Genomic DNA, 12364 nt, shown 5'->3' with positions numbered 1-12364 from the left:
GGCCAGCGTTGCTCAACCGCGCAGGTCGAGCCGCATCAGTACCCGCGGAAACCCGTTCAACACGGAGCCGGTGTCCGCGGCCTTCGTGAACCCCGCCTTCTCGAACAGCGCGCGCGTGCCGACGTACGCCATGGTGAGGTCGACGCGTTCTCCCTGGTTATCGACCGGATACGCCTCGATGGCGGGCGCGCCCTGTTCACGAGCGTGAGCCACCGCGCCCTCAACGAGCGCGTGCGAGATGCCCTGCTTCCTGTGCCCAGGCCGCACGCGGATGCACCACAACGACCAGACGTCGAGGTCGTCGACATGCGGTATCAGTCGGTTGCGCGCGAAGCTCGTCGCCGCGCGCGGGTGCACCGCCGCCCACCCCACGGGCTCGCCATCGCTATAGGCGATGACTCCGGGCGCGGGATCTTGGGCGCAGAGCTCGCGCACCCGATCGGCCCGAGCCGGCCCTCGCAGCACCTGGTTCTCCTTGGAGCCGATGCGGTAGCTGAGGCAGAAACACACGTTCGACGAGGGCTTCTTGGGCCCCACGAGCGTGGCCACATCCGCGAAGTCGGTCGCCGCGCGCACCTCGATGCTCATCCATTCAGTGTCGCGCAATCCGCGATGTCAGACCCCTCTGATCTGATGGAGTCATGACCGAGACGACGGCGCAGGCGGCTCCCACGGGAGTCGTTCCGGGCGCGCGTTCCGGTGACGAGTGGGACGCGCGGGTGCGGCGCGCGCTGTCGGAGCGGCGCCCCCTCACTCATGCGGGTGTCAGCGGCATGGGCGACGACGACTTGGTCGCGCTCGCCGTCGCGGTCGGTGTCGTGCGCAAGGATGCCGATCGCATGATGGCCGTCGTGGCGGCCGAACAGGCCGCTCGGTCGCGAGCGAAGGCCGGCAAGGTCGGGTTGGCGCGCGGGCGCGGCAGGGGTGACGAGCGCGGACTTGTCTCGTCCCAGACTGGAGGCTCCGCGGCCGATGCCAGCCGCCTCATCGAGCTCGGCGAGACCCTTCGCGACGCCGAGCGGGTCGAGCGTGGCGAGCCCGCAGTCGAGACAATCACCGAGCGGCCTATGCCCGTGTTCCCCGAGGTGGCACGCGCCGTGAACGCGGGCGAGCTGAGCGTCGAGGCGTCGACCATGATCACCCGGATGCTGCGCCGGGTCGGGAAGCGTGTCGAGGCATCGGCCCTCGCCGCCGCGGAGCGCGACCTCGTCTTCTCCGCGCGCTACATGCGCCTCGAACGGCTTGCCGGTCTCATCACGCGCACCGAGGAGCGGCTCGACGCCGAGCATCGCGACGCCCTCGCTCAGGAGCGCCGCGAGCGGCGCTTCCTGCGCATCGGGGAGGCGGCCGATGGCATGGTCACCATCAACGGCCGGCTCGACCCTGAGAACGGCGCGCCCCTCGTCGCCGCGATGCAGGCGATGGTCAATCAGAACTTCCGCCTGCGCAAGCGCATGCAGGACGCGGCGAAGGCGGGGGAGTCCGTCATCGTCGACGAGCGCACGCCCGAACAGGTGCGGGCCGATGCCATGGGCGACTTCGCACGCCACCTCCTGGGGTGTGAGGTGACAGTGCTGCCTCGCGCCGGCGTGACGCTGGTGGTGCGGACGAGTCTCGAACAACTGCGTCAGGGCCTGGGCGGGGCATCCGTCGACGGACACGCGGCCAGCATCGACGCCGGAGCGCTTCGACGCGCTGCAGCCGCGGCTGGTGTGGTCCCGCAGGTGCTGGGAAGCAAGTCCGAGGTGCTCGATCAGGGCGTCAAGGTGCGGCTGTTCAGCTCCGAGCAGAAGCTGGCGCTCGTCGAGCGGGACGGCGGCTGCGCGATGTGCGGTGCGCCGCCCTCGTGGTGTGACGCTCACCATCTCGTTCATTGGGCGCACGGCGGCCGGACCGACCTGGCCAACGGGGTCATGCTCTGCGTGCGGTGCCACCACGACGTGCACCGGGCGGGTTGGAAGATCGAGGCCACCGCGAGCGAGGTGTGGTTCATACCTCCGGCCGAGGTCGATCCCGCCCGTCGACGACGCCCGGGCGGCAGACGGCTGTTCGATGTCTATCCGTTGGAACCCGAGGTGCCGCGGGGAGCCGACGCCGCGGAAGTCGACGCCGTCGACGAGCCGAGGGAGCGGGGCGGTGGCGCGTGTCCGCTGGTGCGGCGGGAGCCCTGCGTGTCGATGCGGGTCGAGGCGCGTGACGATTCCGTAAAGACTCCGGCCGATGAGGCGGTCGAAGAACTGGTCGGCTATCTGGCGCACGGAGTGGTCGAAGAGAGCCACGCTGTCCGGGCAGCCTCTGGAGGTGCACGCCAAATGTCCGGGCGAACGCCATCGCGGAGTCGCGCGCCCGCCCGCCGCCACGCGGAAACCCTCGGGCCGCCGGGCCGCCGAGCCCGCCTACACTCGCAGGCAACGAGGAGGAGCTAGGCATGCACGAGATCACCTGCCCGCACTGTGGGAAGGCCTTCACCGTCGACGAGGCGGGCTACGCGGACATCGTGAACCAGGTCCGCACCAAGGAGTTCGACGCCGAACTCGAGAAGCGCCTGCACCTCGCCGAGGCCGACAAGAAGGCGGCGGTCGACCTCGCGACCTCCCGCGCGGCCGCGGAGTCCCAGAAGGCCGCCTCGGCTAAGGACGCGGAGATTCAGGAGCTCAAGGCGCAGCTCGAGGCATCGGGCACTCGCCAGCAGCTTGCCGTCGCCGACGCCCTCAAGGTCGTCGAGAAGGAGCGAGACGCCCTCGCGGCTCAGGTGGAGCAGGCCAAGGCGACCAGCGCATCGGCCGCCGAACTTGCCGAGGCCAAGCTCGCCGCCGAACTGCAGAAGGCCGCCGCCGCCCAGTCGGCGCAGATCACGGAACTTCAGCACTCGCTCGAGAAGTCCGCGCTCGAGAAGTCGCACGCCGAGGCGGCCCTCAAGGAGAAGCACGCCGCCGAGCTCGCCGCCCGCGAGGTCCAGATCAAGGACCGCGACGACGCCATCGAGCGGCTCAAGGACATGAAGGCGCGACTGTCCACGAAGATGGTTGGCGAGACCCTCGAGCAGCACTGCGAGTACGAGTTCAACCGCATGCGCCCCATGGGCTTCCAGAACGCCTATTTCGAGAAGGACAACGACGCATCGAGCGGGTCGAAGGGCGACTACATCTTCCGTGAGTCGGATGTGGACGGGACCGAGGTCGTCTCGATCATGTTTGAGATGAAGAACGAGTCCGACACCACCGCGACCAAGCACAAGAACGAGGACTTCTTCAAGGAACTCGATAAGGACCGCAACGAGAAGGGCTGCGAGTATGCGGTGCTCGTGACGTTGCTGGAGCCGGACAACGAGCTCTACAACTCGGGAATTGTCGACGTCTCCCACCGCTATCCCAAGATGTACGTGGTACGCCCCCAGTTCTTCATCCCGATCATCACGCTGCTGCGCAACGCCGCCCAGAGCGCGCTCGCCTACAAGCAGGAGCTCGCGCTCGTCCGCGCCCAGAACATCGACATCACCAACTTCGAAAGCGAACTCGACGAGTTCAAGGAGCGCTTCGGGCGGAACTGGCGCCTCGCCTCGGACGGCTTCGAGGAGGCGGTCAAGCGTATCGACGAGGCCATCAAGGACCTCGAGAAGACCAAGCAGGCGCTGCACAAGTCGGCCAACAACCTCCGCCTCGCCAACGACAAGGCCGAAGACCTCACCATCAAGAAGCTCACCCGTGGAAATCCGACGATGGCCGCCAAGTTCGCCGAGATCGAGTCAGCGCGGCCGGGCGAGGCCGGGTAAGTCTCAAGGAGGAGACACACGGGCACGGGCGGAGGGATGTTCCCGAATCTGGAACATCACGATTTCGCAACCTGCCGAGCGGAATCCGCCGCACTTTGAAAGAGTTGAAGCGATGGCACGCAGTCCCCACACCTTGGAGGAACCGTGACTGTCCCCGAGCTCTCCATCAGAGCCCTGCGACCCAGTCCCGCCCGGCGCGCAACCGAGCCCGCCTCGCCGAGTGCCCCGCCGGCCGACACCGCCTGGTTGCACGAGGCCACCCCCACCGCACACGACGTGGATCATCCGGCCCCCGCGCACGCCGCCCGCGCCCACCTGGCGCCTGTCGAACACTTCGATGCCCGCGCCGGCGTCAACCTGGTGGCCCTCCTCATCCGGGCCGCCGTCATCGCCGCCATGGTCGCCCTCGCCTACGTCGCCATCACCGACGGCTGGATTCCGTCCGCCACCCAGGCCCTCGCCGACTGGTGGGCAGGCGACATCGCCCCCTACTTCGCCATCGACATCGTGAACGAGTCCGGGACCTCGGGCGGCTCCTTCACCGCCGGCGTCGGTTGAGTTCGCGGATGGCCGATGCCGCCGAGGCCCCCGACACCCCCGCCCTGCGCGCCCTCGAGAACCTCGGCATCGACTACGAGGTGACCGTCCACGGCCCCGTGCGCTCCCTCGAGGAGGCGGCCGATGCCAGGGGCATCGACCCGTACCAGGTGCTGAAGACCCTCGTGGTGCGTCGCGGCGACGGCGACTTCCTGTTCGTGCTGGTGCCGGGAGACAGGCAGATCAGCTGGCCCAAGCTGCGCGACCAACTGGGAGTCAGCCGCCTATCGATGCCGGACAAGGACGTCGCGCGCGACGTGACCGGTTACGAGCGCGGCACCATCACGCCGTTCGGCGCGACCACCGCGTGGCCCGTCATCGCCGACCGTCTCATCGTTTCCCGTGAGGGTCCCGTGTCGATCGGCGGGGGAGCGCACGGCGTCGCCGCCTCTCTCCACCCCGCGGTGCTGGTTGAAGTGCTCGGCGCGACCGTCGCCGACGTCACCGAGCAGGCCTAGGCCCCGCCAGCGCGCCGGAACCAGACCGCCGGAGCCCTACGACGCGTCGAGCGCCTTCAGCCACCCCGTGACGCGCTCCTCGAAGGCGTCGGCGGCATCGGCGTCGTAGTCGGCAAGCGTGGGGTCCACGAACATGTGCTCGCGTCCCGCATACGTGAAGACCTCCGCGTGCGGCGCGGAGCGGCGAAGCGATTCGACCTCGTCGGGCGTGCACCAGTCGTCGGGGTCGGCGACGTGGACCTGCACGGGCAGGTGCGCAGGCCAGGGGCCACCAAGGTGCTCGGGAGGGATGGCCCCTCCCACGAGTACGCAGCCGCGGATGCCGCGCCGGTGCTGCGCGAGCATCTGCGCCTGCATCGACCCCAGCGAGAACCCGATGGTGACGGTCGCGTTGGGATGCTTGCGCGCCGCCCGCATCGCGACGTGGGCCACGGCGTCGCGGCCGATGGACTCGGCGTGGGCCACGCCGTCGTCGAGATTGGCGAACGTCAGCCCCGCGTACGTGTCGGGAGTGTGGACAGTGTGGCCGTCGGCACGCAGGCGCTCGGCAAACGCGCTCAGCCCGTCGGTGAGGCCGTGCGCGTGGTGGAAGAGCAGGATCTCCGCCATAGGGTCAGTCTCGCGCCGATCCGCGGCGCGCGCACGTCGAGCGTGCCGCGCGCCGCGGACCGCGTCAGGCCTCGGCGGGCATCTCCGTGACCGCGAAGGGCTCCATGGTGGGGGCCTCCGAACCGCCCTCGGGCTCCTCCGTCAGCGCCACCGCCGCCACCTGGGCCACGTCCGCGTCCGACACCGCGAGGTAGTCGCCGTCCGCGCCAGGGGTGAAGGTGGGCCCGGCGACCACGGTACCGTCGCGCATGACGAGCCACACCTGGTACTCGCGGCCCTCGTCGGGTACCGGCGCGCTGCTACCGAGCAGGGCGACCGATCCCGTCTCGGCGCTCACCATGAGCCGCCCGGTGCCCAGGTCCATCGCCATGGCCTCCATGTCCGATGCCCCGGCGACCTCGAGCGCGTCGGCCTCAAGGGCCTGCTGCGCGGCGCGGTCGGAGCGGGCATCGGCGATCATCACGCCTCCCACCACGAGGACGGCGAGGCTGACGGCGGCGACCGGGGCCGCGATCCACCAGCGCCGCGACCGGCCCGCGCGGCGGCGTGCGAGCGGCGTCACCGAGGCGGCGTCGCCGTCAACGACGTCGACCGATGCGGCAGGTGCGGCAGACGAGACAGACGCGCCCGCCGTCCGCCCGGCCACGGCATCGGCCGTAGCCCCGGCATCGGCCGCAGGCTCAGCAGCCGGCTCGGCCACAGGCTCAACCACGGGAGGCAGCTGCGGAGTCCGGCTCACCTCGGCCATGACGGCCGCGCGCAGCGACGGCGGGGGAGTGACCGCGTGCGACGCGGCGAGCTCCTCCGTGGCGAGGGCCAGCGAGGCGACCTCCTCGCGGCAGTCCGCGCAGGTGGCCAGGTGGGCCTCGAAGGCGTCGCGCTCGGCGGGCTCGAGGGCGTCGACGACGTACGGCGCCGCGAGCGTGTGCAGTTCCTCGCTCATCGCTCTCCTCCCCATCCATCTCGCAACTTGATCAATCCATCCCTGATTCTTGCCTTCGCGGTGCCCAACGGTATCCCCAGCGCCTTCGCGGCCTCGCGATGCGTGAAGCCCTTGTAGAAACACAGGTCGAGCGCCTCGCGTTGACGGTCCGTCAGCGTCGCGAGCCCGGCGCGCACCCGCGCGGCCTGCCACTCGCTATGCATGTCGTCGATCACGTCCTCGGGGCCGGCATGGTCGACCTCGACCGTGGGTGCCTGCGCCTGGACGCGTGTGGTGTGCGCCTGCTCGGACCGCACTCGGTCGACGGCCCTGCGGTGGGCGATCGTGAGGATCCACGACCTTGCGGTCCCTGACTCGCGATCGAACCTCGCCGCGCGCCGCCACACCTCGACAAGCGCCTCCTGGGCCACGTCCTCCGCCATGTCGCGGTCGCGCACGATGCGTAGCGCGAGGCCGAACACCGCGCCCGCGACGAGGCCGTACAGCTCCTCGTAGGCCGCCGTGTCGCCCAGCGCGGTGCGTTCCAGCAGCGCTGCCATGGCCACCGCCGGGTCCGCCGGGGCCTGCGCGGCGGCGGGCACCGCGCGCAGATGTCGCTCCATGCCCTCCTCCTCGTCCGTCGTCATCCGTCCCCGTCCCTGTGGCTCGCGTGAGTGTCCGCGGCCATCCTCGCTCATGCGGCGCCGGAGGGAGGGTTCCCCGGCCGGTGCCGCGTGTCACCGGGTATTCGGCGCGGCCGATGCGGTGGATGGGTGGCGTGTCGCACCTCGCCACTAGCCTGGGGATATGACCGTCGGATTCGTCCTGGGAGGTGGCGGCGTGCGCGGCGCCGTCGAGGTCGGCATGCTGCGTGCCCTGTTCGAGGCGGGGGTGACGCCGGACCTCATCGTCGGCACCAGCATCGGCGCCCTGAACGGCGCCGCCGTGGCCCACGACCCCACCCCGAGCGTCATCGACACGCTCGACGAGGCGTGGCATGCCCCCACGGCATCGGCCATCTACGGCGAGTGGTGGCCGCGTCAGCTGCGCCGCCTCGCGAAGTCGCGCACCCACTTGTCCAACCCGGCGCCGCTGCGCGAGATGATCGCCGGCCTCGTCGGCGCGGACGCCACCTTCGAGGACCTGCGGGTGCCGTTCGCGGTGTGCGCGGCGTCCATCGAGCGCGCGGCCGAGACCTGGTTCGACTCCGGGCCCGTGGTCGACGCTGTCCTCGCCTCGGCCTCCGTCCCCGCAGCCCTGCCGCCCACCGTCATCGGCGGCGAGCACTACATCGACGGCGGCGTCGTGAACTCGATCCCGCTGGGCGAGGCGATCAGGCGCGGCGCCGACGAGGTGTTCGTGCTCCAGGTGGGGCGCATCGAGGAGCCGCTGAGCGCCCCCGAGAAGCCGTCCGACGTCGCCAAGGTCGCCTTCGAGATCTCGCGCCGGCATCGCTTCGCGAGGGATATGGCCGATGTCCCCGCGGGCGTCACCGTGCACGTCCTTCCGTACGGAGGGGCCCAGGACGGCGACGAGAAACTCGGCTCGTTCCGCCGCCTCGACACCGTGCGCGCGCGCATGGACGCCGCCTACGAGGCGACCGGCGCCTACCTCGCCTCCGCGGGGGTGGGCCGCTGATGTCGCGCTACTGGAGGCTGCCCCCGGTGTGGGTGCGCCGCTGCGTCATCGCGCCGCTCATCGTGGCCCTCGCGTTCGTGTGGCTGCCGATGACGGCGTGGCTGGTCATCGTCGTCGCCGGCGTCGTGGCGTGGGCCCTGCCGGGCCGCGTGCGCATCCTGCGCGTCCTGTTCATGGCGGGCCTGTACCTGCTGTGGGACGCCGTGGCGCTCGTGTGGATGCTCGGCCTGTGGATCATCTCGGGCTTCGGGTGGAAGGTGCGCGAGCCGTGGTTCCAGCGCCAGCATTACGCGCTCGCGGGAACCATGCTGCGGTCGCTGTTCCAGGCGGCGCGCTGGACGCTGCGCCTCGAGATCGACACCCGCGAGTGGGACATCGACGCCGTCGCCGAGGGGCGGCCGCTGATCGTGGTGTCTCGCCACGCGGGGCCGGGGGACTCGTTCATCATCGTCGAGTCCCTCATTAACCGCTTCAAGCGCGAGCCGGCCATCGTCCTGAAGGACACCCTGCAGTGGGACCCGGCCGTCGACGTCCTGCTCAACCGCGTCCCCACCCGCTTCGTGGCGCCCCGGCGCTCACGGCGCAAGGGTGCACCCAGCGGCGCGCTGTCGATCGCGGCGATGGCGAGCGACCTCCAGCCGGAGGACGCCCTCCTCATCTTCCCCGAGGGCGCGAACGCGACCCCCGGCAGGCGCGCCAAGCGCATCGCGCAGCTGCGGGCCGCCGGCCGCGACGCGCTCGCGGACAGGGCCGACGCGATGCCCCACGTCATGCCTCCCCACCCCGGCGGCGTGCTCGCCGCCATCGAGGCCTGCCCCGACGCGGCCGTGATGGTCGTCGCCCACACGGGCCTCGAGCGGCTCTCCACGGTGCGCGACGTGTGGCGCGAGTTGCCGGTCGACAAGAGGATCACCCTCCAGGGTTGGACGGCGATGCCCGACGAGATCCCGGCCGGCCGCGAGGAGCGCGAGGCGTGGCTGTACGACTGGTGGGAGACCGTCGACGCCTGGATCGACGACCACCAGCCCGAGGTGTCGGCTCACGCGAGCGGCGCCGGCGCGGGCCGGAGGCGCGGCTGATGGCGGGCGGCGGCAGCCCGATGCACTGGCTGGCCTTCGTGCGCGAGGGCCGCTGGGGGATGGTCGCCCTCCAGGGCTTCATGTTCCTGCTGGTGGCGGTGACGGCGCTCCTTCCCGCCCCCGGCGGGGAGTGGGCGGCCTCGCTGTGGCTGTCGCTCGTCCCGGTGCTCGTCGGCGCGGCAGGGGTCCTCTCAACGGGCCGCTCGCTCGACGGCTCGCTTACCCCCTCACCCGTGCCCAACGGCGAGGGGATGGTGGCCGCCGGCCTCTATCGCTGGGTGCGCCATCCCATGTACACGGCGCTCGACGTCATCTGCCTGGGCGTCGCGGTGGGCTCGGGAAAGTGGACCTGCTACCTCGCCGTGGCGGCTCTGTGCGTGTTCTTCGAGGTCAAGACGCGGGCCGAGGAGCGTTACCTCCGCGACGCCTACCCGGGGTACGCGGAGTATGCCGCGCGCACGGGAAAGTTCTTGCCGGGGATCGGGCGCGCGCGGGCCTGAACCGACGGCTGTCGGGTATGTCCCGGATGCCCCTCGGACGGGCGTTTGCCCCGCTAGAGTGGCGACATGGGAACCGACCGCGCGCGTCTGCTGCTTCATCCGGTGCGCATGCGCGTCGTCATCGCGCTGAGCGGCGACTCCCTCACCACGCGCGACCTGCAGCGCATGATGCCCGAGGTGCCGCAGGCGTCGCTGTACCGCGCGATTGCGCAGTTGAAGGACGCGGGCGTGATCGAGGTGGTCAGCTCCGAGCGCCGCGGGGGCGCCATGGAGCGCACCTACCGGACCGTCGCGCAGGCCGCCATGATGACCAACGAGGAGTTCACCTCCGGCACGCCGGAGGAGTTCCTCGCCACCCTGCAGGCCTTCGCCGATCACCTTGTCGCCACCACGTCCCGGTTCGTGGGCTCGCGCGACGACGGCTCCTGGAGGAACGAGTTCCTCTCGGTGCGCAACGGCGGCACGTGGCTCACCAAGGCCGAGGCCGACGAGCTGGGAAGGGACCTCGCCGCGCTCTACGCCAAGTACGAGGACAAGCCGCGGCGCGACGGCGCCCAGCCGTACTCGCTCAACGTCGCGATGATTCCCGACGCCCCCGTGGAGCGCGGCGCCGACGCCTGAGCGCCGTTCCTCCCGGGTGCTGCCGACTCGCCAGGGGCGCGGCCCGGCTCAGCGCATGAGCAGGGAGCGGTCCAGCGCGATCTCGCGCGGCACAGTGTCCATGCGCCGCTGAGCCTCGATCCGGTACCAGACGGCCTCCTCGCGGTCGAGGCGCGCGAGCTCCTTGCGCTGCACCCGCCACTCGCGGCGGCGCTGCTGCACCTCCACGAGGTTGCGGCGGGCCATGCGCACCTGGCGCGGGACGGCGAGGGCGGCGAGCGTGCGGCGGTCGACCGTGGCGATGACGACGCCGGCGACGATGGTGAGTGCGAGCGACACCCACGGCAGGATCGCGGTGGAGAAAGCTCCCGCGATCGCCGCGCCCAGCAGCGGCCCGAGGGCCGAGCCAGCGTTCGCGGTCGACGTGTAGACGCCGCCCGCGATCTCGGTGCGCCAGGGTGCGTGGCGCATCGCCCAGTTCAGCAGCGCCGCGACAAGCACCGCCCACCCGACGGACAGGCAGATCTGGCCGGCGATGGCGGCCCAGGCGGTGCCCACCATGAAGGCGACCCAGCCCAGGCCCATGATGGCGCCACCCACGGCGACGGTGCGCACCGCGTGGCGGCCCAGCACGTTGCCGATGGCGAACGTCGCGCCGACGGCGAGCGTGCCTCCCAGGGCGAACATCACCGGCACCATCGAGATCGAGATGCCCGCGACCTCCGTGTAGAACGGCACCACGTAGGTCCAGGTGGTGGACATGGCGACCGAGACCAGGAACGCGACCGTGAGGACGCGGAAGAACGCGCCGCGGTGCGGGATGTCGCCCAGGACGGCGGCGGTCGAGGTGCCGCCGCGCGATCCCGGCAGCGCGAAGGCCATCGCGAAGGTGAGGCCCACGCCCAGCACGGCGAGGGCGTAGAACGGCACCTGCCAGCCCAACTGTGTGCCCAGCGTCGTCACGACGGGCGTGCCCGCGACGCCGGCGGCCGCGGAGCCCATCATGATGCCCGTCACTGACCGTGCACGCAGGTGTGGGGCGAAGAGGCTCGCTGCCATCGGCGCGACCATCGCCCAGAACAGGGCGTGCGCGCCGGCCGTGACCACGCGGCCCACGGCGAGCATCTCGATGCTTCCCGCCGTCGCCGCGATGGTGACTCCCGCGGTCCACACGCCGAGCGCGGAGGTCAGCGCCACCTTGCGGCTCATGCGCTTGGTGGCGAGCGTCAGCGGCACTGCCGCGACCACCACGGTCAGCGCGAATGCCGTCGCGAGGAGCCCCACGGACTCGACGGACACCGACAGGCCGGAGGCGATCGCCGACGTGAGGGCCACCACGGCACCCTCGTTGACTCCCGCGGCGAAGGCGGCGACGGCGAGCACCGTGAGCGCGATCTTCGCGCGCCGCGGCGTGAGCGTGAGCGCTGCCTCGTCGCGCGTGCCGGGGACGGGCTCCTCGAGGAGGACCGCCTCCGTGGTACCGCCGACGATCGGCACGGCCACGGTCGTGGGCTCGGCGTCGTAGGTCGCCGGCTCGTAGGCGTCGTAGTCGTACGCGACCGGGTCGGACGTCGCGCCCTCGGCACCAGCGCCCTCGACGCCGGCGCCGTCGACCCCAGGAGCCTCGTCGCCGGGAACGGCGTCGCGAGGCACATCCATCGGGGAGTCCGGCTCGTCGGCCGCGGCGTCCTCCGCGGTGGCAAGGAGCGCGTCCTCGGCCTCGAGGATCTCCTCGACGCGCTGCGCATCGGCCTCGGTGAAGACGGTGGCCGCGTACTCGTCGTCGGCCTCGGCGTCGTCGGACTCGCCGCCCCAGCCCAGCACCCCCGCGGCCCACTCGAGCGGCCCGGTCGCGGCCTCGGGCTCCACATCGCCATCGGCCGACGGCAGCTCCGCCGTCGCCGCGTTGTCGCGATCCAGGAAGCCCTCGGGGTCCTCGGCAAGCGCCTGCGCCAGATCCACGACCGACATCTCGAGGGTGTCGGTCATGGTGTCGCCCGACTCAGGTGCGGTGCGCTCCTGATCGGGGTACGGCTCGGTGCTCACGGGGACCTCCTTCGGGGACTGACTGCGAGGGCACGCAAGGAAACCGCGGCTCCAAGAGCCACGGTTCCGGGGATAGGTGTGGTGGGGGACAGCGGGTGTCCACTGCCAGGGTAACTCTCGCGCGGGCACACGAGTTCCACGGA

At 71.3% G+C, this 12364-nt stretch carries 13 protein-coding genes; 8 read left to right on the top strand and 5 right to left on the bottom strand.

The features are described 5' to 3' along the window. Positions 1-12 precede the first annotated feature (12 nt). Complete coding sequence (locus B7K26_RS01210) at positions 13-588, bottom strand: GNAT family N-acetyltransferase (RefSeq protein WP_084076867.1); 576 nt, start codon at positions 586-588, stop codon at positions 13-15. A 200-nt stretch (positions 589-788) separates the two neighbouring features. Here B7K26_RS01210 and B7K26_RS01205 point away from each other — a divergent pair, with 200 nt between their 5' ends. The 4 genes from B7K26_RS01205 to B7K26_RS01190 all read left to right on the top strand — a co-directional run bounded on the left by B7K26_RS01205 (position 789) and on the right by B7K26_RS01190 (position 4827). After that, positions 789-2426 (top strand): DUF222 domain-containing protein, encoded by a 1638-nt coding sequence (locus tag B7K26_RS01205; RefSeq protein ID WP_159449563.1) that lies wholly within the window; start codon positions 789-791, stop codon positions 2424-2426. 2 nt (positions 2427-2428) lie between these two features. Continuing rightward, complete coding sequence (locus tag B7K26_RS01200; RefSeq protein ID WP_084076865.1) at positions 2429-3772, top strand: DUF2130 domain-containing protein; 1344 nt, start codon at positions 2429-2431, stop codon at positions 3770-3772. A 144-nt stretch (positions 3773-3916) separates the two neighbouring features. Then, the gene (locus tag B7K26_RS01195; RefSeq protein ID WP_143340395.1) at positions 3917-4330 is read left to right on the top strand and encodes a hypothetical protein; all 414 of its coding nucleotides are present in this window, start codon (positions 3917-3919) and stop codon (positions 4328-4330) included. Positions 4331-4338: 8 nt separating this feature from the next. Continuing rightward, complete coding sequence (locus tag B7K26_RS01190) at positions 4339-4827, top strand: aminoacyl-tRNA deacylase (RefSeq protein WP_084076863.1); 489 nt, start codon at positions 4339-4341, stop codon at positions 4825-4827. 36 nt (positions 4828-4863) lie between these two features. On the opposite strand, the gene B7K26_RS01185 is transcribed toward B7K26_RS01190, so the two are convergent. From B7K26_RS01185 to B7K26_RS01175, 3 genes are all read right to left on the bottom strand, one after another. Continuing rightward, on the bottom strand, positions 4864-5436 hold the full coding sequence (locus tag B7K26_RS01185; protein ID WP_084076862.1) for a dienelactone hydrolase family protein: 573 nt from the start codon (positions 5434-5436) through the stop codon (positions 4864-4866). A 64-nt stretch (positions 5437-5500) separates the two neighbouring features. Beyond that, positions 5501-6379 (bottom strand): anti-sigma factor domain-containing protein, encoded by an 879-nt coding sequence (locus B7K26_RS01180; protein WP_159449609.1) that lies wholly within the window; start codon positions 6377-6379, stop codon positions 5501-5503. Continuing rightward, positions 6376-7005: a sigma-70 family RNA polymerase sigma factor gene (locus tag B7K26_RS01175; protein WP_084076860.1), complete on the bottom strand. Its 630-nt coding sequence runs from the start codon at positions 7003-7005 to the stop codon at positions 6376-6378. Before B7K26_RS01175 ends, B7K26_RS01180 begins: the two co-directional genes overlap by 4 nt. Positions 7006-7165: 160 nt before the next feature. On the opposite strand from B7K26_RS01175, the gene B7K26_RS01170 reads away from it, so the two are divergent. The 4 genes from B7K26_RS01170 (at position 7166) to B7K26_RS01155 (ending at position 10196) form a co-directional block, all read left to right on the top strand. Continuing rightward, entirely contained in the window at positions 7166-7996 is an 831-nt protein-coding gene (locus B7K26_RS01170) for a patatin-like phospholipase family protein (RefSeq protein WP_084076859.1), read from the top strand. Then, complete coding sequence (locus tag B7K26_RS01165) at positions 7996-9075, top strand: 1-acyl-sn-glycerol-3-phosphate acyltransferase (RefSeq protein WP_084076858.1); 1080 nt, start codon at positions 7996-7998, stop codon at positions 9073-9075. The genes B7K26_RS01170 and B7K26_RS01165 overlap by 1 nt, the downstream gene beginning before the upstream one ends. Further along, complete coding sequence (locus tag B7K26_RS01160) at positions 9075-9575, top strand: isoprenylcysteine carboxylmethyltransferase family protein (protein WP_084076857.1); 501 nt, start codon at positions 9075-9077, stop codon at positions 9573-9575. Before B7K26_RS01165 ends, B7K26_RS01160 begins: the two co-directional genes overlap by 1 nt. 66 nt (positions 9576-9641) lie before the next feature. Further along, positions 9642-10196: a helix-turn-helix domain-containing protein gene (locus tag B7K26_RS01155; protein WP_084076856.1), complete on the top strand. Its 555-nt coding sequence runs from the start codon at positions 9642-9644 to the stop codon at positions 10194-10196. 48 nt (positions 10197-10244) lie between these two features. Here B7K26_RS01155 and B7K26_RS01150 read toward each other — a convergent pair whose 3' ends face one another. Next, on the bottom strand, positions 10245-12221 hold the full coding sequence (locus B7K26_RS01150) for an MFS transporter (protein WP_084076855.1): 1977 nt from the start codon (positions 12219-12221) through the stop codon (positions 10245-10247). Positions 12222-12364 lie beyond the last annotated feature (143 nt).

The sequence above is a fragment of the Demequina sp. NBRC 110057 genome, from assembly GCF_002090175.1.
Taxonomy (GTDB): domain Bacteria; phylum Actinomycetota; class Actinomycetes; order Actinomycetales; family Demequinaceae; genus Demequina.
This window is presented reverse-complemented; position numbering and strand designations above follow the sequence as displayed.

What these genes read in the sequence shown, in the direction of transcription:
- B7K26_RS01210 (WP_084076867.1), bottom strand. Translation starts at nt 588, where the DNA reads ATGAGCATCGAGGTGCGCGCGGCGACCGACTTCGCGGATGTGGCCACG.
- B7K26_RS01200 (WP_084076865.1), top strand. Translation starts at nt 2,429, where the DNA reads ATGCACGAGATCACCTGCCCGCACTGTGGGAAGGCCTTCACCGTCGAC.
- B7K26_RS01190 (WP_084076863.1), top strand. Translation starts at nt 4,339, where the DNA reads ATGGCCGATGCCGCCGAGGCCCCCGACACCCCCGCCCTGCGCGCCCTC.
- B7K26_RS01185 (WP_084076862.1), bottom strand. Translation starts at nt 5,436, where the DNA reads ATGGCGGAGATCCTGCTCTTCCACCACGCGCACGGCCTCACCGACGGG.
- B7K26_RS01180 (WP_159449609.1), bottom strand. Translation starts at nt 6,379, where the DNA reads ATGAGCGAGGAACTGCACACGCTCGCGGCGCCGTACGTCGTCGACGCC.
- B7K26_RS01175 (WP_084076860.1), bottom strand. Translation starts at nt 7,005, where the DNA reads ATGACGACGGACGAGGAGGAGGGCATGGAGCGACATCTGCGCGCGGTG.
- B7K26_RS01170 (WP_084076859.1), top strand. Translation starts at nt 7,166, where the DNA reads ATGACCGTCGGATTCGTCCTGGGAGGTGGCGGCGTGCGCGGCGCCGTC.
- B7K26_RS01165 (WP_084076858.1), top strand. Translation starts at nt 7,996, where the DNA reads ATGTCGCGCTACTGGAGGCTGCCCCCGGTGTGGGTGCGCCGCTGCGTC.
- B7K26_RS01160 (WP_084076857.1), top strand. Translation starts at nt 9,075, where the DNA reads ATGGCGGGCGGCGGCAGCCCGATGCACTGGCTGGCCTTCGTGCGCGAG.
- B7K26_RS01155 (WP_084076856.1), top strand. Translation starts at nt 9,642, where the DNA reads ATGGGAACCGACCGCGCGCGTCTGCTGCTTCATCCGGTGCGCATGCGC.